General features: G+C 44.4%; 21 protein-coding genes. 7 read left to right on the top strand and 14 right to left on the bottom strand.

Annotated elements, in window-relative coordinates:
• Positions 1-39: 39 nt before the first annotated feature.
• The 7 genes from R7Q38_RS07420 to R7Q38_RS07450 all read right to left on the bottom strand — a co-directional run bounded on the left by R7Q38_RS07420 (position 40) and on the right by R7Q38_RS07450 (position 6024).
• Positions 40-1143: a phosphoribosylaminoimidazolesuccinocarboxamide synthase gene (locus tag R7Q38_RS07420; protein WP_237305962.1), complete on the bottom strand. Its 1104-nt coding sequence runs from the start codon at positions 1141-1143 to the stop codon at positions 40-42.
• 204 nt (positions 1144-1347) lie between these two features.
• The gene (locus R7Q38_RS07425; protein ID WP_130546007.1) at positions 1348-1740 is read right to left on the bottom strand and encodes a SulA-like leucine-rich domain-containing protein; all 393 of its coding nucleotides are present in this window, start codon (positions 1738-1740) and stop codon (positions 1348-1350) included.
• A gap of 411 nt (positions 1741-2151) precedes the next feature.
• Positions 2152-2334: a hypothetical protein gene (locus tag R7Q38_RS07430; protein WP_005377960.1), complete on the bottom strand. Its 183-nt coding sequence runs from the start codon at positions 2332-2334 to the stop codon at positions 2152-2154.
• A gap of 177 nt (positions 2335-2511) precedes the next feature.
• A complete protein-coding gene (locus tag R7Q38_RS07435) occupies positions 2512-3486 on the bottom strand; it encodes a J domain-containing protein (RefSeq protein ID WP_047100720.1) in 975 nt (324 codons plus the stop codon).
• A gap of 76 nt (positions 3487-3562) precedes the next feature.
• Complete coding sequence (locus R7Q38_RS07440) at positions 3563-4222, bottom strand: OmpA family protein (protein WP_005377956.1); 660 nt, start codon at positions 4220-4222, stop codon at positions 3563-3565.
• Between the two features lie 217 nt (positions 4223-4439).
• On the bottom strand, positions 4440-5135 hold the full coding sequence (locus R7Q38_RS07445) for a DUF2786 domain-containing protein (protein ID WP_005377954.1): 696 nt from the start codon (positions 5133-5135) through the stop codon (positions 4440-4442).
• Positions 5136-5343: 208 nt separating this feature from the next.
• Positions 5344-6024: a DUF3334 family protein gene (locus tag R7Q38_RS07450; protein ID WP_005388843.1), complete on the bottom strand. Its 681-nt coding sequence runs from the start codon at positions 6022-6024 to the stop codon at positions 5344-5346.
• Between the two features lie 262 nt (positions 6025-6286).
• Here R7Q38_RS07450 and R7Q38_RS07455 point away from each other — a divergent pair, with 262 nt between their 5' ends.
• Positions 6287-9322 (top strand): FAD-binding and (Fe-S)-binding domain-containing protein, encoded by a 3036-nt coding sequence (locus tag R7Q38_RS07455; RefSeq protein WP_213969507.1) that lies wholly within the window; start codon positions 6287-6289, stop codon positions 9320-9322.
• A gap of 73 nt (positions 9323-9395) precedes the next feature.
• Positions 9396-9857: a methyltransferase family protein gene (locus tag R7Q38_RS07460; RefSeq protein ID WP_033905135.1), complete on the top strand. Its 462-nt coding sequence runs from the start codon at positions 9396-9398 to the stop codon at positions 9855-9857.
• A 110-nt stretch (positions 9858-9967) separates the two neighbouring features.
• Here R7Q38_RS07460 and R7Q38_RS07465 read toward each other — a convergent pair whose 3' ends face one another.
• From R7Q38_RS07465 to hutC, 6 genes are all read right to left on the bottom strand, one after another.
• Positions 9968-10693 (bottom strand): DUF3581 domain-containing protein, encoded by a 726-nt coding sequence (locus R7Q38_RS07465; protein ID WP_047100718.1) that lies wholly within the window; start codon positions 10691-10693, stop codon positions 9968-9970.
• Between the two features lie 335 nt (positions 10694-11028).
• Complete coding sequence (gene hutH, locus R7Q38_RS07470; protein ID WP_017634855.1) at positions 11029-12564, bottom strand: histidine ammonia-lyase; 1536 nt, start codon at positions 12562-12564, stop codon at positions 11029-11031.
• 11 nt (positions 12565-12575) lie between these two features.
• Positions 12576-14273: a urocanate hydratase gene (hutU, locus tag R7Q38_RS07475; protein WP_025998636.1), complete on the bottom strand. Its 1698-nt coding sequence runs from the start codon at positions 14271-14273 to the stop codon at positions 12576-12578.
• 73 nt (positions 14274-14346) lie between these two features.
• On the bottom strand, positions 14347-15357 hold the full coding sequence (gene hutG / locus R7Q38_RS07480; protein ID WP_239938354.1) for a formimidoylglutamase: 1011 nt from the start codon (positions 15355-15357) through the stop codon (positions 14347-14349).
• Position 15358: 1 nt separating this feature from the next.
• Positions 15359-16609 (bottom strand): imidazolonepropionase, encoded by a 1251-nt coding sequence (gene hutI / locus R7Q38_RS07485; protein ID WP_318114177.1) that lies wholly within the window; start codon positions 16607-16609, stop codon positions 15359-15361.
• 129 nt (positions 16610-16738) lie between these two features.
• Positions 16739-17446, bottom strand: a complete 708-nt coding sequence (gene hutC, locus R7Q38_RS07490) for a histidine utilization repressor (protein ID WP_005385493.1) — start codon at positions 17444-17446, stop codon at positions 16739-16741.
• Positions 17447-17694: 248 nt separating this feature from the next.
• Here hutC and R7Q38_RS07495 point away from each other — a divergent pair, with 248 nt between their 5' ends.
• Entirely contained in the window at positions 17695-18438 is a 744-nt protein-coding gene (locus tag R7Q38_RS07495; RefSeq protein ID WP_017821818.1) for a sporulation protein, read from the top strand.
• Positions 18439-18444: 6 nt separating this feature from the next.
• Here the strand turns inward: R7Q38_RS07495 and R7Q38_RS07500 are convergent, their stop codons facing one another.
• Entirely contained in the window at positions 18445-19422 is a 978-nt protein-coding gene (locus R7Q38_RS07500) for a DUF3187 family protein (RefSeq protein ID WP_005377942.1), read from the bottom strand.
• Between the two features lie 403 nt (positions 19423-19825).
• On the opposite strand from R7Q38_RS07500, the gene thrS reads away from it, so the two are divergent.
• From thrS to rplT, 4 genes are all read left to right on the top strand, one after another.
• Entirely contained in the window at positions 19826-21754 is a 1929-nt protein-coding gene (gene thrS, locus R7Q38_RS07505; RefSeq protein ID WP_005395892.1) for a threonine--tRNA ligase, read from the top strand.
• A gap of 3 nt (positions 21755-21757) precedes the next feature.
• Positions 21758-22309 (top strand): translation initiation factor IF-3, encoded by a 552-nt coding sequence (gene infC, locus R7Q38_RS07510; protein WP_080276913.1) that lies wholly within the window; start codon positions 21758-21760, stop codon positions 22307-22309.
• A 121-nt stretch (positions 22310-22430) separates the two neighbouring features.
• Positions 22431-22625 carry a 50S ribosomal protein L35 gene (gene rpmI / locus R7Q38_RS07515; protein ID WP_005377932.1) on the top strand — a complete coding sequence of 65 codons (195 nt, stop codon included), beginning with the start codon at positions 22431-22433 and terminating at the stop codon, positions 22623-22625.
• Positions 22626-22665: 40 nt separating this feature from the next.
• Positions 22666-23019 (top strand): 50S ribosomal protein L20, encoded by a 354-nt coding sequence (rplT, locus tag R7Q38_RS07520; RefSeq protein ID WP_004727974.1) that lies wholly within the window; start codon positions 22666-22668, stop codon positions 23017-23019.
• Positions 23020-23068: the final 49 nt, after the last annotated feature.

Here is a 23068-nt window from a genome sequence, read left to right on the forward strand (position 1 = left end):
ACTTTTTATTGGAAAGCGTTTAGCAATCTAGCGACAGTGCTAGTCAATCAATCCGTATTCTTTGCTCAGAACTTCGATGATTTCCGCTTTCGGATTCTCACTCAAATGAATCGGCTTGCCTGTAATCTTCTCGGCAATACCAATGTAGGTGCTCGAAATCGCCATCAAAGATTCGACGGGTAAAGCATTATCACGAGCGAGTGCTTCACGCTCTGGCATACGTTCTTTATTTAGCAAGATATCTGGGTCAGGGAAGTGGTTAAGTAGGAACTGGCGGAAACCTTCTTTTGAGTTCTCTACGATGTGACCTGCTTGGTACTCTTTAGCATCCCATATACGAGATGAGTCTGGTGTACCCACTTCATCCATGTAAATCAGCTTTTCATTGCCAGCAGCATCATGAACATAACCAAATTCGAATTTGGTATCGACAAAGATTTGGTCGATTTCTTCTAACGCTTGGCTGATAACGTTAAAGCCTTCTTTCAGCAATTTTTCGTAGAGTGCGATATCGTCAGCGCTTGAGAAGTTAAATGCTTCGTAGTTGTCTACGATGTTTTGACGAGTAATATTTACGTCATCCGCTTCTGGCACACCGGGAATGCCTTTTAGAATGCCTTTTGTGGATGGGGTCATTAGCAACTCTGGCAGTGCTTTGTCTTTTCCTAACCCTTCAGGAAGTTGGATTCCACAAAACTCGCGCTCGCCATTTGCGTAAGCGCGCCACATCGAACCCGTGATGTATTTGCGGCAGATGGCTTCGATTTTTACCGGTTTGGCTTTTTGTACAATCCAAACAAATGGGTGAGGAATGTCTAGAATATGGCTATCTGCTAAGCCATTTTCTTTGAACAGTTTGAACCAGTGATTAGAAATCGCATTAAGCGCAGCCCCTTTACCCGGGACACCATTAAGACCACCTTCAGCATGCCAAATACAATCGAACGCAGAGATTCGGTCGCTAATCACCATGATAGCCAAAGGCGCATCTGGCGCGACATTGTATCCTTTTTCTTTGATCAGTCGGGCGCTGTCTTCATCAGTTAACCAGTAAACTGAACGAACTTTTCCACTATGAACGGGTTTATGGGTGCGAATTGGCAGGTCGTCATTGACGGCAAGTACTTGATTAGCAAGGCTCATTGCGACATTCCTATCATCTTAATCAAACGTCAGAAAGAGAAGATATTCAGCAAAATGTGGGCGCTGAATAAATCGAATGTGGGCATCATACCAGAACTATTTTAACTCGCCAGAGAAAAAGCAAACGTTTGCCTGTTTTCTTTAATACAAAAAAATGCCCCCTTAAAAAGGAGGCGAGATGCAGGATGGATAACGTCGATCTTGTTAGTGGTACTTATTAACTCTGCCTTCGACGAAAAAGACTTCACACTGATAACGTTGAGCAATATCGCGAAGCATTGATTGATTCATTAGGGCAATCTTGTTCGATGCGACGACAGCGCTAGCGTTACCAGACTGAATAGCTTTAATCACGATTTCCACTTCAGAAAGCTGTTGAGACGGCTTCATCTGAATGATGTTTTTACAGCAAATATTAGAAGCAGTGAGTTGTTCAAAGTCTGGACGAGGGCAGTCTGCTGTAAACAAAATCCATTGTTTCTGCTGCGATAAAACAGCCAGCTTAGATAGAAGCTGATCCGAAACGGCCATGGGCTTAGTTGCTTGTGCCAATACGTTGTAGCGAGAGTATGTATGAGATTGACTTTGTAACTGCATCTTACTGTTCCTTTATACATGCTGTATGTGTATACAGTAGTTTGTTTTGGCGACCTGATCAACAAGTTTCTCAAAAGTTATTTGCGGTTTTTTGAGAAGGAAATAAAAGGATTTTACTTTAAGTAATTGAATTCATTTGTTTATTTTCATTTCTGATATGTCTAACATCAATTTAAAAATGTGAGGTGAGTAGAAAGTTGGACGAGAGACATACAGGGGTTTACTACTGTATATACAGGTGTTTTTCACGGACAGTGGTTTGTATACAGTGGAAGAGGGCTGATAACCGATGCGACATGCTATGTAGGATAGGAGGGAATACGAGATAGAGATTGGAAATAGGCTTGGGCGATCAAAAAAGCGCCTTATAAAAGGCGCTTTTGAAAATCAGTTCCATTGATTCCGTCTTGCTTAGCTCGCTCGTTGCAAACGTTCGCGCATTTGCAATTCGCCTTGGTTAAATAGGCGCACGTCGATTTTCGCCATATCGTAACAAGCTTTACATGAGTAGTGGTGCTTGCCATCTAAATAATCGTGACGAGTTACAAGACTAGGTTTTTTACACCAATCACAGGTGCCTTCTTCAGTGAACATTGATTTTCTCCCCACCTAGATTAATTTGAGTCGTTAGGTGTTATTTTGCGCCGGGCATTATGGCATAAAAGCGCGACTTAAGTTAAATGTCTGTTAATTTCTTTGAGAGGGAGATCGATTGCGGTGCTTGATTATATGGGAATAAAAGCATGGCAGCCATAGTATCCTGACCTGTTTTTACTGTTTTGTAACATTTTGTGAGACGAGCTTAAAGGCATGATTGAGTCGCTTCATTTCTTCTTCACTGCCCCTTGTGTCAGGATGATAAAGCTTTGATAACTGTCTATAGCGTAGCTTGATTGCCTGTAAATCAGGGATGGTTTGTGGTGTGTAGCCAAGCATGGCGCATGCGACGCTTAGCTTATGGTTTTCTGCCTGAGTTTTGGATTTCTTAAACTCTCTGAATACTTTCTCTAACTGACGCTTCAGTTGCTTGTTCGTAAACTCTAGCTCTTTTATTTTTTCCGCCATTCGTTGATTTTGGCTTTCCTCTTTGGCTTCACGCGCTTTTCTATTCTGCTTGAGTTTTTTGAACACGAGGAAACTTAAGCCGCAGATGATGAGTATCGCCGCTAGCCAAATCAGCCATAGAAACGGCGAGTGTTCTACTTTGGGGTTTGCAACTGTGCTTTTCTCTTCTAGTGTTTGCTCCGCCTTTTTATCGAGCGACTTTATTTGCGAGACTTGCTTAGCTCGCAGTTGGTTGAAGCGCTGCTCTAACAGTTGATTATAAGCTTGTTCTGCTGCTGGATTATGCTGAGAAGCCATTTGATACAAGGCTTCAGTCAATTGAGAAGTTGTGACCTTATCTGGATTGCGCTGAATAAAATCGGCGAGAAGAAATCCACGATCGGTTGGGTCATTGAGTGCGATAGAGGTTAGCCAATATAACGCTTGTGTTTCATTTTTTTCGCCATTTATCCCTTTAGCAAAGTCGTTCGCGAGCTGTTTTTGTGCAGGGAGGTAACCTTGGTTGGCGGATTGCTCTAGCCAGTAGCGCGTTTCTGGTGAGGCTTCAGCTTCGTTTGATGCCAATAATTGTTGTGCGTACTCGTATTGTTCGATGGGGTCATTTGGAGCTTGAGAGGCAAGTGAGTAGCCAGAAAAGCTGAGGCTAAATAAGCAGAGTAGGGCAGACGTTTTGACAGACATTAATATGTCAGGCCTAACGATAATGGTTAGGCCTGCTCCGGTAATTTTTTATTATTACCGTTATGGTGCAACCAAATTACTTCAGTGGCAAGATCTGGATTTCAACACGACGGTTGCACGCACGACCTTCAGAAGTTTGGTTTGAGCAAATTGGGTTACGTTCGCCGTAGCCGCGTGCAATTGCACGACCAGGTGCAACGTTTTGAGATACTAGGAATTGACGTACGGACTCTGCACGGCGCTCTGACAACGTTTGGTTGTATGACTCACTGCCTGTGCTATCCGTGTAACCATCAATAACGAGACTGGTATCTGGGTACTCAACTAGGATGCGAGCAACACCGCGTAGAGTGTTATGGATACTAGCATCAAGTTGGTAAGAGCTTGAAGAGAAGCCGATACCGTTTTCCATACGCAGTAAAAGCTGATTTTCACCAACACGCTGAACTTGTACGCCAGAGTTTAGCAAAGCGCGACGTAATTCCGCTTCTTGTTGGTCAAAGTAGTAACCAACGCCAGCGCCAGTCGCTCCGCCTGCGGCTGCACCAATGAGTGCATGCTGACGACGTTCTTTAGCATCATCACCCGTTGCTAGGCCGATTGCTGCGCCAGCGATCGCACCAATAAGCGCGCCTTGCGTGGTGGAGTTAGTTTCGTATTCACCCGTTGTTGCATTTTGGCGTTGAGTGGCTTGACAGCCAGTAAGAGCTAGCACTAGAGCTAGTGCAATAGGCATCTTTTTCAAGGGAAAATCTCCGTATAAAACTGAGGCGAAACCATGCCTCATAATGGGATGCGAATTATGAATAAACAAGCATTAATATTTGTTATGAGAAAGTAAGATTGATAAGAGTTTCTGTAAGAAAATTCCTATCAATACTGCCAAAGCTCTCAAAGTAAGCCCCATCGACATCGAAGTCATTGCTGCTTATGTGAATCCTTTACTATTCTGGCTATTTCGATGAATCGCCCAACATTTTGCGTGCTTGTTCGCCGCCCACTCCACGGTTAACTGAAACCTTTCTACCTTTCTTTAAGCCCACTTCGTAGTCTTCAGTTAGGTTTTTCATCGCTTCTTTCAATTGCTTCTTGAACGTTTCGCGGTCAATGTTTTGGAATTCTTTATCAATATAGTCATTAATTTTATTGGCCGACTCTTCATCTGGAGAAATAATTGGCAATTTTTCAATCGCGCCTTCCACCCAGCCAGATACAAATGAGTTCACACGGCGAGTCACTTCCTGAGAAGAGGTGCCGGTGCCAGCAAAGCTGTTTCGGAATTGTCCGGTACTTTCGTTCATCTCGCGATAAACAATATCGAAAGCAAATGCAGCAAAAATAGCGCGATCTGCTTCACCGATAAATTCGACACGTTTGAGCCCTTTGTGATTCAACAATACTGCTTCGACACCGAATTTTGTGTTAATGCCGCGAATCACTCGCAATATGGTAGAACTGATGTTCGCTGGTAGCAGATGAGAAGATTGTGTTTTTCCCATTCTGATGAACTCAATATCGTCTTTATCGAGACCATATTTAAGCATGAGGCGATGTGCCATTTTGATAGCATTGGCAGCCTCATTAACATTAGCGGAATTGCCCAGTTCTAAGCACTTGGCGATTTTTTTCAGAGCTTTTTGTTTATCCATCGACAACCAGTAACGAAAGCAGAAAATTTATGAAGTCAGACATATTACCTTTTTTGACATAAAAACGAAATACAAGGTGGGACTGAAGATAATTTCAGCACATAAAAAGAAGCCTCGCATTAAGCGAGGCTGGCGTTTTAGTTCGTCGTAATCAGTATGAAGTCGTACTTGTGTCTAAGAAGCCATTCTTCATTAAGATTCGTTAGAATTACAACCCGAGCTGGTTGAGCAAGTCATCGGCATCATCGTTTGATCCCGACGATTTAGATTCTTTCTCAGCCAACTGTTTACGTGTTGCCTCTAAAATGTCGTCTGGGTTTTCGTCTTCAGCAACTTCAAACTCTTCCAGTTGGATGAACTCAGTTTTATCCATTGCTAGTTCGAGATAGAAAATATTGTTGTTTTCGGTGGAGAACGTCACTCTGCGCGCTTGAGGGCGGTCAAGGTTGGTATCAACTTGTAAGATAACTTGCTTATTCAGCGCCAGCATTTTTGGTTGGTTTTGTGTGATGTTCGTTTGCAGGTCTTTACGAATTTTATTAGTGAAGTCTCCGACCAGTTGATTCATGAGTTCACCCAGAACATCGCCTACCTCGTCAGAAGTATGAGATATTGCCAGTTCTTCTTCTGGCATGCCCATATTACGCATGTAGTTGGTGTAGATCTCCAGTGCGGCTTTTGCCGTAAAATTAATCACAACTAGCCCGGTAAATCCGCCATCAAACAGAACAAAACAGCCAAAATCTGGTTTGAGGCTAGTCTTGTGGATTTTTTGCACCATTGCTGAATAATTTACTTGAGAAGATGTCGCCGAAGTAAGTACGCCAGAAACAGACTGGCAAAGTTTGAGAAGGATATCTTCAGTGGTCACAATTTTATTTTTTTTCATTCTGAAAACTCATCTAGAAACGCGATTCGTTCCCCAATGTAAGGCATCAAGCGTAAAAAAATAAAGCATAAGTTTAATTATTGTATCGAGATTCTGATTTGCTCGTCTTTTTAAATGTTGTAAAGTGACGAAATTCAAAGAATATTACTTCACTAACTCTTTTGTGGTGTTTTTTTCGCTTAGCGCCAATTTGTATGAGAAGTGAGCAAATAATTACACAACCCGCAGCTGATCGGATCAGCGTCGTAGGGGCAGGAAGCAAATGTTACCAAGATTACACTCGCAAACTGATGTCGATCCTCTTGTTCTTAGTTTTCTGAAAGAGCTTGAGCACGCCGGATTCACTGGTGATATCGAAAGCCAATATTCAAGTCGACTAGCGGTTGCCACTGACAACAGTGTTTACCAGCAACTTCCTCAGTCTGTCGTTCATCCCAAAACGACAGAAGATGTTTCTCTCCTCGGGAAACTGAGCAATAAAGAAAAGTACGAACGAATTACCTTTTCACCTCGTGGTGGCGGCACGGGGACCAATGGTCAGTCGCTAACCAAAGGTATTGTGGTGGATATGTCTCGCCACATGAACAAAGTGCTTGAGATTAATGAGAAAGAAGGCTGGGTTCGTGTACAAACTGGTGTAGTGAAAGACCAGTTAAATGACGCAGTTCGCCCTTATGGCTACTTCTTCTCTCCAGACTTATCTACCAGTAACCGTGCAACGATTGGCGGCATGGTCAACACCGATGCTTCTGGTCAAGGTTCTCTGAAATACGGAAAAACATCCGATCATGTTTTGTCGCTACAAGCGGTGTTTGCTGATGGCTCAGTTTTAGAATCAGACCTGTCCAACGGCTACCCAAAAGAAGATGAGTTTGCTGCCAAGGCGCTACGTGTAACGGAATCCGTATGTCGTGAAAAACGCCAGCAGATCGTAGATAAGTTTCCTCCTCTTAACCGCTTTTTAACGGGCTACGATTTAAAAAATGCCTTGAATGAAGACGGTGACCGTTTCGATATCACACGAGTACTGTGCGGCGCTGAAGGTTCATTGGCATTTATTACCGAAGCAAAGCTTAACCTGACGCCAATTCCGAAAGCGCGTACGTTGGTTAACGTTAAATACAACAGCTTTGACTCTGCGCTGCGTAATGCACCGTTGATGGTCGAAGCGAAAGCGCTATCTGTAGAAACCGTTGACTCGAAAGTGCTTAATCTCGCGAAGCAAGATATCGTTTGGCACACCGTGAGCGATTTACTTACCGATGTTCCAAATAAAGAGATGCTTGGCATCAATATGGTGGAATACGCAGGTCAGGACGAAGAGGAAGTTGCTGCTCAGGTTGCAGCGTTGACCGCCAAGCTCGATACCATGTTGGAAACAGAAGAAGCGGGCATTATCGGCTACCAAGTTTGTAACGATGTAGCGAGCATTGGGCGTATTTACAACATGCGTAAAAAAGCGGTGGGTTTGTTAGGCGCAGCAAAAGGTCGTGCTAAACCGGTCGCATTCGCTGAAGATACTTGTGTGCCACCAGAAAACCTGGCGGACTTCATTGTGGAGTTTCGAGAACTGTTAGACAGCAAGTCTCTGAATTACGGCATGTTTGGTCACGTCGATGCTGGGGTGCTTCACGTACGTCCTGCGTTGGATTTGTGTGACCCGCACCAAGAAGCATTGATGCACGAAGTTTCTGATGAAGTGGTCAAGCTGGTGGCGAAATACGGCGGTTTGATGTGGGGTGAACACGGCAAAGGTTTCCGTTCAGAATATGGCCCTGAGTTTTTCGGCGACGAGTTGTTTACTGAACTGAGACGTGTGAAAGCGGCATTCGATCCACACAACAAAATGAACCCGGGCAAAATCTGTACACCGCTGGATAGTGATGCAGAGCTTGTCAAAGTTACCGATACCAAACGTGGTTACTATGACCGTCAGATTGACGTTCAAGTACGTGACAGCTTTAAACAAGCGATGGAATGTAACGGTAACGGTTTGTGTTTTAACTATGATACCAGCTCGCCAATGTGTCCATCGATGAAAGTAACAGCCGATCGTCGTCATTCACCGAAAGGTCGTGCGGGTTTGGTTCGCGAGTGGTTGCGTCAGCTTACTGAGCAAGGCATTGATATTCTTGACTTAGAAAAGCAAACACTAGAAAAAAAAACATCAATCAAAACCATGATTGACCGCGTACGTCATTCTATCAATCGTCGTCACGAGTATGACTTCTCTCACGAAGTGTATGAAGCGATGAATGGTTGTTTGGCGTGTAAAGCGTGTGCGAGTCAGTGTCCGATTAAAGTCGATGTTCCGAGCTTTCGCTCACGTTTTTTAAACATCTATCACTCTCGTTATCAACGTCCTGCAAAAGACTATCTGGTTGCGAACATTGAGACTATGCTGCCGATGATGGCAAAAGCGCCAGGTGTCGTAAATGGTGTTTTGAAGCAGTCGTGGGTGAAAAGTTTAACGGCATCTACGGTCGGGTATGTCGATGCGCCGTTGTTATCAGTACCCACCTTGAAACAACGAGTAGAGTCGCTGACAACGCCTTATGATCTGCAAGCGCTCAGTGGTTTGTCTTCGTCTGAAAAGAGCAAGCATGTTTTAATTGTTCAAGACCCATTCACTAGCTACTACGACGCTGATGTCGTTGAAGACTTCGTTAAGTTATTGAAAAAGCTGGGCATGAATCCGGTGCTTCTGCCGTTTAAGCCGAATGGTAAAGCACAACACATTAAAGGGTTTTTACGTCAGTTTAAGGACACAGCAGCCGACACAGCGAAGTTCTTGGCGATGGTCGCGGATTTGGATATCCCATTAGTTGGCGTCGATCCTGCTTTGGTGCTGTGTTATCGAGATGAATACGCTGAAGTACTTGGCAGTAAGCGAGGTAATTTCGATGTACTAACAGCCCACGAATGGCTTTACCCAAGACTAGAAGCGTTTGAAAGCGGAGAGCATAAGGCGCAGGAACCTTGGTATCTGTTTGCGCACTGTACTGAAAAAACCAAAATGCCAAATGCGGAAAAAGAGTGGGGCGCTATTTTTGCTCACTTTGGTGCAGTTTTGAATACGGTACCTGTTGGCTGTTGTGGTATGGCGGGTACGTTTGGTCATGAGGTTGATAAGTTGTCGATGTCGAAAGATATTTACAATTTAAGCTGGAAGCCAAGCTTAGATAAGTTGGATAGCGAGAGATGTTTGATTACAGGCTATTCTTGCCGCAGCCAAGTGAAACGCTTTGAAGGAACGAAGCCCAAGCATCCCGTTCAGGCATTGTTAACTTTGTTGTAATCGGACTAAATCAAGCCCAGTTTTACTGGGCTTTTTAGAAACCGTACTTAGACCCTTTCAAAGGATATGAATCTTGAGAAAACTTGAACTCAAAGTCCCACCTGTTGCGGTGTTTTTGTTAGTCATACTTTTGATGTACGGACTTAAAGTTTTGACGCCGAGCATGAACATTCGAGTACCCTTTGTTGAATTTGTAGTAGGTGTATTAACTTTGTTGTCTGGCTACATGGGCATTGCTGGCGTGTATGAATTTCGCAAAGTAAAAACCACAGTGAACCCAGTAAAACCTGAAGCGGCATCTTCTGTTGTAAGAACTGGTGTGTTTGCCTTTTCACGCAACCCTATGTACACGGCATTATTGCTTCTAATCATAGCAACTGGTTTGTGGTGGCAGCACTTGAGTGTGGTGCTTTGTGGCGTGATATTTGTCAGTTATATGAATCGGTTTCAAATCAAGCCTGAGGAACGCGTTTTAGAGCGATTGTTTGGTGAAGAGTATGTGGATTATAAAAACCATGTTCGTCGTTGGCTCTAAGCATTGCGTTTAGTTTTGTTTGGATGAGACATAAAAAGAAAGCCCAACGGTCGACGTTGGGCTTTCTTTTAGTAAACACGTTTTTTGTGCGCTTCTGATAGGGCAGTCGACTAGGCTGCCTTAACGAACTTTGCTAGGAATGCATCCTTACGTTCATTAAAGCGGCGTACAAGGTCGTCAACCGCTTCTTGGTCATATGGCTTCAAGCCACTTGCAACCATGCGCTTAATACCTTTACCAACGACTTCACCGTCTTCTTTGAACGCAAAGTTTAAGGTGACTACACCTCGTTTTCCTTCTACGTCGAATGTTGCGCCAGTGAAATCAACCTCTGGATGCGTAAGGTCTAAGCGTGAAAATTCGACTTCCATGCTTTCATAAATAACTAATGGACGCTGGCAGTTAATCATCATTTGCTTCTCTTCCATAAGAGGAACCATGATGTGAGGGAAGTTCATACCAGAAAATTGCACGTAATTTGTCACTACATGCTCAATAAATTCCGGATCGTGGTTAGTTTCACCTTCACGGGACATGTGTAAGTATTCTTTACCTGCCTCGTCAACAACAGCGCTTTCTTTGTCACACTTATTTTCAATATGAAGTGCTACACCATCGTTTACCATGCCAGAGAAGTTAAAACGCATCTTTTGGCTAACGCCTTCTTTACTAAGAAGCACAGCGAAAAGTAAATCTCCAGGGACACAAAAGCGTTTGTTGTCTTCATCATGAATTGGGTTGTAGTCACCTGCGACACGTTTTGCAAAGTGGCTTGCTTGTTCGCGAGTGAACTGAAACTGGTGATTAGTGTTTGAAAAATAAGGTGTTAGAAACATAATTTTTACGTAGTAACCAAAACTGTGTGGGATTATATGCGAATATCTGCGTAGCAATGGTCCATCCAGTGAAAACTTCACCGTATCCTAACAATAAGACACTATTTCGGCGGATAAACCGTCAAAAACGCATACTTTAGCAACGCTTTTATTTGTGAAAACAATAAACAACGACCTTTTCGCTCGCCTATCTTTTAAAGTATAGCCATCAAAGTAGACAGGCGTTCATAAATAGTGCTATCAACATGTTTAATCGTATGTAAAAAGGCTCCACGCAGAACGTAGAGCCTTCAAGTCATCATCTTTTTATTCGGTGAAATGCCAGTTATGCTTAATTATTGAACACTGGGTAACAAGCTCTCTGGCATGAGCGTGTTGTGGATAGCCAGCTTAAGCAGAGTGTTTGCCTGTTCAATGTCTGGAGCAAAGTAGCGATCTTTATCGTAGAACGATACTTTTTCACGCAACATTTGTTTCGCAATCTCAATACGCTCAGAGGACTTGTTTGGCGCTCTAAAGTCTAGGCCTTGTGCTGCTGAGAGGTATTCGACAGCCAGAATACCGCGAGTGTTTTCGCCCATTTCTTTCAATCTGCGAGCCGCGAATGTTGCCATTGACACGTGATCTTCTTGGTTTGCAGATGTTGGCAAGCTGTCTACTGACGCTGGGTGAGCGAGTGTTTTGTTTTCACTTGCTAACGCAGCAGAGGTAACCTGAGCAATCATGAAACCAGAGTTCACACCACCATTGTCGACTAAGAACGGTGGTAGTTTTGATAGCGCGCTATCGATAAGTAATGCCATACGACGTTCAGACAAGCTGCCGATCTCGGCAATCGCAAGTGCTAGGTTGTCGGCTGCCATTGCAACAGGCTCCGCGTGGAAGTTACCGCCAGAGATGATGTCACCATCTTCAGCAAACACCAACGGATTATCTGATACGGAGTTCGCTTCTACTTGTAATACTTCCGCCGCATTGCGGATTTGCTGTAAACACGCACCCATCACTTGAGGCTGACAGCGCAAAGAATACGGGTCTTGTACTTTTTCACAGTTAGTGTGCGAATCACCTATTTCACTCGATGTGTCTAACAAATGACGGTATGCGAGTGCTGCGTCCATTTGGCTGCGATGACCACGTACACGGTGAATGCGCGGATCGAATGGACGTCGGCTGCCGAGAGCGGCTTCAACAGACATTGCACCACAAACGGTTGCTGACGCGAAAAGGTCTTCCGCGATAAACAGTCCTTCCAATGCGAACGCTGTGGATGCCTGAGTCCCATTTAGTAGCGCTAAGCCTTCTTTTGGCGCCAGAGTGATAGGCTCTAGACCTGCGATTTTTAATGCTTCTTGCCCGGAAATGATATTACCGTTGTGGCGAGCTTGTCCTTCTCCCAGTAATACTGTGCTCATATGGGCTAGAGGAGCTAAGTCACCTGATGCGCCAACAGAGCCCTTTTTAGGTACGCAAGGGTAAACTTGTGCGTTGACTAGGTCGGTCAGCATATTAATGACTTTTAGGCGAATCCCAGAAAAGCCACGAGACAGACTATTGATTTTTAATACCATCATCAGACGAACCGTTTCATCTGACATAAACTCACCGATACCTGCCGCATGAGAAAGAACGATACTGCGTTGCAGTGTTTCTAAATCTTCTGGTGCTATTCGTGTGTTAGCCAATAGCCCAAAACCAGTGTTAATTCCGTAAACCGTTCTATCTTCCGCGATGACTCGGTCTACGACCTGTGTGCTTTCTTCAATGGCCGGAATGGCTTCAGGATCCAAAGTGAGGTTGACTGGTGAACGGCTCACTTGGCGTAGTTCGTTTAAGCTAATATGACCTGGCTTTAGCGTTAAATTTAACATCTCTTTCATCCTTACTTGAGCTTCTTCAGTTCTTCGTTGAGCATTGGCAAATCTAGCCCTTGCTCTGCTGCACATTGTTTAGCGATATCGTATCCCGCATCAGCATGACGCATGACACCAGTTGCTGGGTCGTTATGCAGCACGCGGGCAATACGTTGTGAGGCATCTTCGCTGCCGTCACAGCAGATAACCATACCTGAGTGTTGCGAGAAACCCATTCCTACGCCACCACCGTGGTGCAGTGAAACCCAAGTTGCGCCGCCCGCCGTGTTGAGTAGCGCGTTTAATAATGGCCAGTCTGATACGGCGTCAGAACCGTCCATCATACCTTCGGTTTCACGGTTCGGGCTTGCTACAGAGCCAGAGTCTAAGTGATCTCGACCAATGACAACGGGCGCTTTAAGTTCGCCATTTTTCACCATTTCGTTGAATGCTTGACCAAGACGCTCACGATCTTTAAGACCAACCCAACAAATACGCGCAGGTAAACCTTGGAACTGAATGCGCTCGCGAGCCATATCTAGCCAGTTATGTAAGTGCGGATTATCTGGAATTAGCTCTTTTACTTTTTGGTCGGTTTTATAGATGTCCTCAGGATCGCCAGAGAGAGCAGCCCAACGGAAAGGACCGATACCTTCACAGAATAGAGGACGAATGTAGGCTGGAACGAAGCCAGGGAAATCGAATGCGTTTTCTACGCCTTCTTCCAAGGCCATCTGGCGGATGTTGTTACCGTAGTCTAGTGTTGCGGCGCCGCGATTTTGTAGCTCTAACATCGCTTGAACTTGCACAGCCATGGATTTTTTCGCTGCTTTTACGACCATTGCTTCATCTTGCAAACGCATTTCTGCTGCGTGAGACATGCTCCAGCCTTGTGGTAAATAGCCATTGAGCGGGTCGTGTGCAGACGTTTGGTCTGTTACGACATCAGGCGTGATATTACGTTCTACCAGCTCAGAGAAAACGTCTGCTGCATTACCTAGTAGACCAACCGATACTGGTGTGTCTGACTCTTTAATGATAGCTAGCGCTTCATCTAAAGAAGTCGCTTTCTTATCGACATAGCCTGTACGTAGGCGGTAATCGATACGTGATTCATCACACTCTACTGCAATCATGGAGAAGCCCGCCATTGTACCAGCGAGAGGTTGAGCACCACCCATGCCACCAAGACCACCCGTTAGAATCCAACGGCCATTTGCGTCACCGTCAAAGTGTTTTTTTGCAACAGATACGAACGTTTCGTATGTGCCTTGTACGATACCTTGCGAGCCAATGTATATCCAGCTGCCAGCGGTCATTTGGCCGTACATCATCAAGCCTTGTTTATCGAGCTCGTTGAAGTGTTCCCAGTTTGCCCAATGCGGAACAAGGTTTGAGTTTGCGATAAGCACGCGTGGGGCATTTTTATGAGTAGGGAAAACACCAACAGGCTTGCCTGATTGAACTAAAAGCGTTTGGTCATCTTCGAGTCTTTCAAGTACTTCAACAATCTTGTCGTAACATTCCCAGTTTCGCGCTGCTCGGCCAATGCCGCCATATACAACCAGTGAATGTGGATGTTCTGCAACATCAGGATCAAGGTTGTTCATCAGCATACGAAGAGGGGCTTCGGTTAGCCAAGATTTTGCGCGCAGTTTATCTCCGTGAGGTGCACGAATTGTTCTGCTTGTATCAAGTCGTGGATCTTGTCCCTGGCGCTGTGTCATTTCAGACTCCTTTAGTTTCTCGTGATGACCAAGTACTTGCTTGGTCGTAATAATCAGTGGCATCTGGGATGCATTATGGTTTGTGCTGTTTTTCCGCCATTGCGTTGGCGATATCCCAACACAAACGGGCAGCTAATCGTGCTGTTTGAATATCGACGTCATAATTTGGGTTGTATTCGGCGATATCAGCCAGCATTAACTTATTTTTGTAATGAAGAATTCGATCTAAAAAGGGGGCAATTGTGTCGTAACTCACTCCCCGAGCTGCTGGTGCGCTGACTCCAGGTGCGGTTGCAGCAGGGAATACATCCAGATCAATAGTCAAATAGAGGTAGTCACAGTCGTCAATAAAATGCTGAAGCTGAGTTAAGTGATAACTGTGGTTTAAGTAGCAGAGCTGATTGTCCTCTACATACCAAACATTTAACGCATCTGCTTTTTCAAATAGCGCTTTAGTGTTGCTACTACGGCTTACACCAATACAAGCGTAATGAAAGTCCCAATCGTTACGTTGACAAAAATGATGAATTTGGTTGAAGGGTGTACCAGAGCTCGGTCTTATGTCGGCGAGGTTACTCTCAAATGCGCGCAAATCGAAATGCGCATCGAAATTGATAATGCCGATTTTAGGTTTCTTCTCTGGATGGTGCGCTTTAAAATATTCCGCTAAGCCGGAAAACGAGGCCCACGCAATCTCATGCCCACCACCTAGCACGATGACTGGCGTATGGGGCAGTGCGCTTGAAATGGTTGCTGCACATAGAGCTTGGCTCTCTTCCAGTAAGTCGTCTTCACACACCACAGTACCTAAGTCATATAGTGGGGCGTCTTGGTGCCATGCTAAATTAGCGAGTGCTCGTCGGATTAAGTCTGGCGCTTTTTTCGCGCCAATGCGTCCTTTGTTTCTCGCAACGCCAGCGTCGGTAGCAAAACCGAGTAATGAGACGCCATGCGCAACGGCACTCAACTCATCTGCTTTTTGGCGTTGAACAACGTGATGAATTCGCTGACCAAGCTTGCCGTCCTCGGCATCATGACGGCCTTGCCAATGAAATAGGGGAGAATGTAGGTCGAATTGAGACATATTATTGGCCTCCGTGTGAAATGTATTCACCATTTACTATACGACCTACCAGACGTTTTGCTCCGACTTGATAGCTTAAATCCGCAGGGCTTTCGATATCCCATATAGAGAAGTCCGCATCAAACCCTACTTTGATTTCGCCACGTGAGTTTTGATAACCCAGAGCTTTGGCTGCATGTTGCGTTACACCACGCAGTGCTTCTTGCGGTGTAAGGCGAAATAGCGTGCACGCCATATTCAGCATGAGTGTGAGATCAGAAAATGGTGATGTACCTGGGTTGACGTCCGTAGCAATTGCCATCGGCACGTTATGCTCTCTCAACAACTCAATCGGTGGTAACTGAGTTTCTCTTAGAAAATAAAAGGCGCCAGGCAATAGAGTGGCGACGGTGTTTGATCGAGCAAGTGCTTTAACACCTTGCTCATCTAAAAACTCGATGTGATCCGCTGACAGACCGTTGTATTGCGCAGTGAGGGCTGTACCACCGAGATTAGAAAGCTGCTCAGTATGCCCTTTAACCTTTAAGCCGTGACGTTTTGCAGCTACAAACACTTTTTCTGTTTGTTCAAGATTGAAACCAATCGATTCACAAAAAACATCGACACTCGTAGCTAATTCTTCCTTTGCGACAACAGGGATTATGTCCTGACAAATGTGCTCAATATAATCATCTGCACGACCTTGGAACTCTGGCGGAATGGCGTGAGCGGCGAGAAGTGTAGTCGTGATTTTAACTTTGCGCTCTTGCTCTAGCATTTTGGCGGCACGGAGCATTTTTATTTCATCATTCAGTGTCAATCCATAGCCAGATTTCACCTCGACAGAAGTGACGCCACTCGCGAGTAACCCATCTAAACGTGGTAACGCTAACTCAACTAGTTGTGCTTCGGTTGCAGAGCGTGTCGCATGTACCGTTGAGAGAATCCCGCCGCCTTGTTTGGAAATTTCTTGATATGGCACGCCGTTTAAGCGCATTTCAAATTCGTTGGCACGATTGCCCGCGTAAATAAGATGAGTGTGACAGTCGATCAGGCCCGGCAGAACTAACTGGCCTTGAAGATCGATACTCTGAGGGTAATGTTGGGCAGACAACAGAGACTCGGTTTGCGGTGCGTCTTCACCAATGGCACAGGTACTGATCGCAACGATTTTTCCAGATTGAATACCAATGCGCGCTGGAGGCGTTGGAAGGTATCCGCACTCTCCCGATTGCATGGTAATTAGACGTGCGTTTTCAATCAGCAAATCCATGTTTGTGTCCCTGTGTTTATTTGTATCATTAAATGTATATACAAATAAATAGAGCAAAATAAGAACACTGACAAGATTGATGTTGCTAAAATGTGATCAAAACGTAGATCTAGAGGACAAATCTTGTCCTTAAATGAGCACTTTTGAGCTCAGCTTATATTTGTTACCAGGGTGATAAAGTAGGGCGGTACTGACTAACTTATCTTGGCTCCACGTTCTGCGATTCAAGAGAAGGCAAGGTTCATTGGCTTGCATTTTTAAGTCTTGCTTAATACGGCTTTCAGGCACAATTGCCTCTACAGTATGTTCTATCGCGCTGAGTGGGCAATTATCTGACAGGTATTGATTTGGAGTGATTTGTGTGAAGTCTTGATTTAAATAACTCGGGGCATATTGGCTATTCACCCAGCGGAGCTCCAATTGAATCGGCGTTTGGTCTTCATAGTGAATAATTTCACTGTAAAACACTGTCGTGCCTAGCATAACGCCGAGTTTTGTCGCAATGTTGTCATCTGCTTTTATGGCAATCTGTTTGAGCACTTTACTGCCATACTTTCGCCCTCTATCGCTGACTTCTTCGGCAATGTTTCGAATGTCTAGCAGGGGAGATTCTGACTTTTCACCAGGATCACACACGAACGTGCCTAAGCGTGGGCGACGTTGTAATCGGCCCTCATTTACTAAATCCCGAATTGCTTTGTTCACTGTCATTCTACTGACACCAAATTGCTCGGTAAGCTCAATCTCGGTGGCGATGCGATGACCAACTACCCACTCTCCAGCATCAATTTTATCCAGGATAAATTGTTTAATTTGAATGTAGAGTGGTGCAGACATAATGATCTCCCTTTATTTGACTATACAAATACTGCTTAATTTAGGTACAAATTGCAAACATTTCTCGACGAATGTACCGCTTAGTGACCGAGCAATCCTATTGCAGAGCTGAATGACTCTTGCTGCTGAGCATTATTTGGATTGATGATTGAATTCAAACATTTTCTTGTGGTCTATTGCTTGCACAGCAGAAAACAATTGTGTAAACAAACGATTATTAGAAGAAAAATCGCTAAAAAAGGAAAAGTATGTTTAAAAAATTGAAAGCATCACTGGGGATCGGCTCTGCAAAAGTAGATACCATTTTGGACGAAATGAGCGTGTTTCAAGGAGCGACGCTGAAAGGGCATGTTCATATCAAAGGCGGAGACGTCGAACAACAAATTGATGCTATTACGATTAAATTGAACACGGAAATGAAAGTCGAAGTGGATGATAGCGTAAGTTACCAAACCTTCACTATTGATCAATTGAAAGCAGTTGACCCTTTTGTGATTCAACCTAATGAAGAAAAGCAGGTTCCGTTTGAGCTAAAACTGCATGATGAAACGCCAATTACTGCGGTTAGCGCACTTAAGAATCAATGTCATGTTTGGGTCGAGACGACGTTAGATATTGATTTTGCGATTGACCCGCGTGACCGTGACTATATTGAAGTGAAACCACTACCAGTAGCATCTCGGGTTATTCAAGCGATCGAGCAAGCTGGCTTCACTATGGTTAAAGCCGATGTTGAAAAAGGCTTTTTGCGCGGTGGCTCGTTTGCCTCTCGCTCTGGTATTTATCAAGAGCTAGAGTTCCGTAACAGCGGCTTTATCTCATCAAAAGAAATTGAGCTCTCTTTTATTCTGGAAGGGCAGGTCATGCATTGTTTGGCAGAGATTGACCGTTCGCTCAGCTTGGCTGGTGACCAATATCGCTCGTTTACGTTGCCGATCAATGCAACCGATGCTCAAGTCGCTGCCGCAGTTGCACCAACGCTAAATCTATAGCTCTCATCAACTTGATGAAAATATGTACCGATATCCTATTGTGAAAGCGATATCGGTACTGTTATCCATGTTTCTTGCGTTCTCTACGGCTAAAAACTCAAGCGCTGAATTTTCCATTAGATATCGATAGCCTAATACCAGTTCATTAGAGGCATCAGCAAACTCTGTGGGCCCTTCTGTTGAGCCTTGATACCAATGATATTCCAACATCAGGTGATGGTTATCTTCTAAGGCATAACGGTACCCACCCGCAATGGCAATCGTATTATGTCGATAGGGCAGATCGAGTAAGGCACGGTCATCCGAGCGAAAAGTCATGCCAATCATCGAATAAAATGCATGAGCATCACTTAAGTAGCTGTAGTTTAATTGGAAGCCTTGCTCGAAACTGCTACCTTGAAAAGTGCCGTGAGCCACATCGTTAAAATACAAACTGCCGCCAATCGATAGGCCGTGATGTTCATTTTGGAACACTTGATACTGTAAGTAAGTAGATAGGTTATTGGCCAGTGTTTGTCCTTCGAAATCATCTTCAAGCACATCATATTGCGGCATTGAAATGTAAAAACGATCTCTGTCTACTTTATCCCGCCCATTTTGTCCGATACCGAAAAGTTTATGGAAGCTTTTCGTCAGTCCATCTAAATGGTTGTCAGCGGCAAAGACCCATCGATAGTTGAGCTCCCACTGCCAACGGTTGCTGACTTGCCATTTGCTGCCTAATTCGATTTGATTGTGGTAATAATCCAGTGCGTATTCATCAGTATGAGCCCAAACACTTGCCACGGTTCCCGAACCATAGGCTTCGACAAAACCAGAGGGCAGACTGTGTCCTGAACGTAGTATGTTGGTGTGACTAACCACTTGCATTGGGGATTGTGCGTAAGAACGCAGCGGGCCATATAAGTCATTTGATGCGAAGGCTTGCAAAGAACATATCGAGGTGCTTAGAAGCACCATAAAGCGCGATTTGAAATAGACCATGATGAATACCTACATACAAACTACTCTATAAAACAACTATATACCTAAATCGCACGTTGAGCTCTCGCCCAGCGTGTTAGGCTTTGTATCGGTTCACACGTAATAGGGGATATTGTAATTTGTTGTGTAAGTTCATTGAGGGGCAATTCCATTCATCAGCTATGCGGTCTCTTAAAAAAGCATGATCAGATTGTCGTGACGGGTCTGCGGTTAAGTTCTTATGACAAAACAAAATCGCGCTTTGCATTCTAAATGTGAGCTAGGTACAATCCCACTTTCGATAACGGTCCGGTATTCGTGTTACCGAGAGGCCTTTATTGACTCTCAACTATTTTCAACAAATAGCTTCTAATTTGAATAACATGTGTTGCTTGGTGTGCAACACCACTGTAAAGGACATAGCATGCCTATTATTACTCTTCCTGACGGCAGTCAGCGTCAATTTGACAACCCAGTATCTACTATGGAAGTTGCGCAATCGATCGGTCCCGGTCTTGCAAAAGCAACTATCGCTGGTCGTGTAAACGGTAACCGCGTTGATGCGTGTGATCTAATTGAAGAAGACGCAAGCCTTGAAATCATCACAGTTAAAGATGAAGTAGACGGTCTAGAAATCGTTCGTCACTCTTGTGCTCACCTTCTTGGTCACGCTCTTAAGCAGCTTTACCCTCAAGCTAAAATGGCGATCGGTCCAACCATCGACAATGGCTTCTACTACGATATCGACCTAGACGAATCTCTAACGCAAGAAGATCTTGAAAAGATTGAAAAGCGTATGAAAGAGCTAGCGAAAACCAAGTACGAAGTGGTTAAGAAAAAAGTAAGCTGGCAGGAAGCGCGTGATACGTTTGAATCACGTGGCGAACCATACAAAGTGGAAATCCTAGACGAAAACGTATCTCGTGATGATCGTCCAGGCCTTTACCACCATGAAGAATACATCGACATGTGTCGTGGTCCTCACGTTCCTAACATGAGCTTCTGTCAACACTTCACTTTGCTGAATGTTGCAGGTGCTTACTGGCGTGGTAACAGCGACAACAAAATGCTTCAACGTATCTACGGTACGGCTTTCCACGACAAGAAAGCACTGAAAGCGCACCTAACTCGCCTAGAAGAAGCGGCGAAGCGTGATCACCGTAAGATTGGTAAGCAACTAGACCTATTCCACATGCAGCAAGAAGCACCGGGTATGGTGTTCTGGCATCACAATGGTTGGTCTATCTTCCGAGATCTAGAAGTATTCATCCGCGCTAAGCTAGATGAGTACGGTTACCAAGAAGTGAAAGGTCCACTTATGATGGACCGTGTTCTTTGGGAACGCTCTGGGCACTGGGACAAATACGCTGATGCAATGTTCACAACTTCTTCTGAGAACCGTGAATACGCGATTAAGCCAATGAACTGTCCAGGTCACGTACAGATCTTCAACCAAGGTCTAAAATCGTACCGCGACCTACCGCTACGTATGGCTGAGTTTGGCTCATGTCACCGTAACGAACCATCTGGTGCACTACACGGTATTATGCGTGTACGTGGCTTTACTCAGGATGACGCTCACATTTTCTGTACTGAGAGCCAAATTCAAGAAGAAGTAACAAACTGTATCAAGATGGTGTACGATACGTACCAAACATTTGGTTTCGACAACATCGTAGTGAAACTGTCTACTCGTCCAGAGAAACGTGTAGGTTCAGATGAAATCTGGGATCAATCTGAAGAAGCATTGAAGCAGTCTCTTGAATCGATGGATATCCCATACGAAATTCAAGAAGGCGAGGGTGCGTTCTACGGTCCTAAGATTGAATTCACACTATACGATTGTCTAGACCGTGCGTGGCAGTGTGGTACTGTCCAGCTAGACTTCAACCTACCAGGTCGCTTAGGTGCAACTTATGTAGGTGAAAACAATGAACGTCTTGTACCGGTAATGATTCACCGTGCGATTCTAGGTTCACTAGAGCGCTTCATCGGTATCCTTATCGAAGAATATGCTGGTTTCTTCCCAACTTGGTTGGCGCCAGAACAAGCAGTTCTTATGAACATTACTGATAAACAGTCAGGTTATGTTCAAGAAATAGTACAAAAACTACAAAAAAGTGGAATTAGAGCTAAAGCGGACTTGAGAAATGAGAAGATTGGCTTTAAAATCCGCGAACATACTTTGAAGCGTGTACCGTATATGCTTGTTGTTGGTGACCAAGAAATGGAAGCTGGCGAAATTGCAGTGCGTACTCGTAAAGGTAAAGATCTTGGTAAATTTAAAGTGGATGATTTTATTGCATACATCCAAGACGAGATCTCTAGCCGTAAGCTCAATCTGGAGGAATAAGCTATTAAAGGCGGAAGACGTGGCCAACAGCCGGTAAAACAAAACCCGCACCGTATCAACGGTGAAATTCGTGGTATTCGTGAAGTTCGACTAACAGGCGCTGACGGTGAATCAGTTGGTGTTGTATCGATTCAAGAAGCCATTGCAGCTGCTGAAGAAGCTGGTATGGATCTCGTTGAGATCAGTCCTAACGCCGAGCCACCTGTTTGTCGTGTGATGGACTATGGTAAGTTCCTCTTCGAGAAGAGCAAAACTGCTAAAGAGCAGAAGAAGAAGCAAAAGCAGGTCCAGATCAAGGAAGTAAAATTCCGTCCTGGAACTGATATTGGAGACTATCAGGTAAAACTACGCAACCTGACGCGTTTCCTTGAAGAAGGCAACAAAGTGAAAGTAACAATTCGCTTCCGTGGCCGAGAGATGGCACACCAAGACATCGGTGTTGACGTTCTAAATCGTCTTAAGGAAGATACTGCAGAAATTGCTGTAGTTGAATCTTTCCCTAAGAAGATTGAAGGTCGCCAGATGATCATGGTGCTAGCCCCTAAAAAGAAGTAATTAACGGCTCATCAAGTAATTAAAACCTAGCCGCTTTCCTTTCGATAAAGGCATAACGGCTGGGTTTTGTTCGCCCTAATTACGTTGTTTATTAAACCTACTCAATGCGGAGTTATTCATCATGCCTAAGATGAAAACCAACAAAGGTGCTGCTAAGCGTTTTAAGAAAACTGCTGGTGGTATTAAGTACAAGCACGCTACAAAACGTCACATCCTGACTAAGCGTACTACTAAGAACAAGCGTCAACTACGTCCAAATGCAATCCTTCCAAAATGTGAAGTGGCTGCAGTAATCCGTATGTTGCCATACGCTTAATTCTTTTTAGTTATCAATCGTTTAGTTTAGGAGAAGCATAATGCCTCGCGTAAAACGTGGTGTACAAGCTCGTGCACGTCATAAGAAAGTTCTAAAACAAGCTAAAGGTTACTACGGTGCGCGTTCACGTGTTTACCGCGTAGCTTTCCAAGCAGTTACTAAAGCTGGTCAATACGCTTACCGTGACCGTCGCGCTAAGAAACGTCAATTCCGTCAACTATGGATTGCACGTATCAATGCGGCATCTCGTCAAAATGGTCTATCTTACAGCCGTTTCATCAACGGTCTTAAGAAAGCATCTATCGAGATCGACCGTAAGATCCTTGCGGACATCGCAGTATTCGACAAAGCTGCATTTGCAGTTCTAGTTGAAAAAGCGAAAGCTGCTCTTTAATTAGCAGTTTAGGATTAAGAGAAGGAGAGCATTAGCTCTCCTTTTTTAT

The organism is Vibrio sp. Vb0598 (genome assembly GCF_033338935.1).
Taxonomy (GTDB): Bacteria; Pseudomonadota; Gammaproteobacteria; order Enterobacterales; family Vibrionaceae; genus Vibrio; species Vibrio alginolyticus.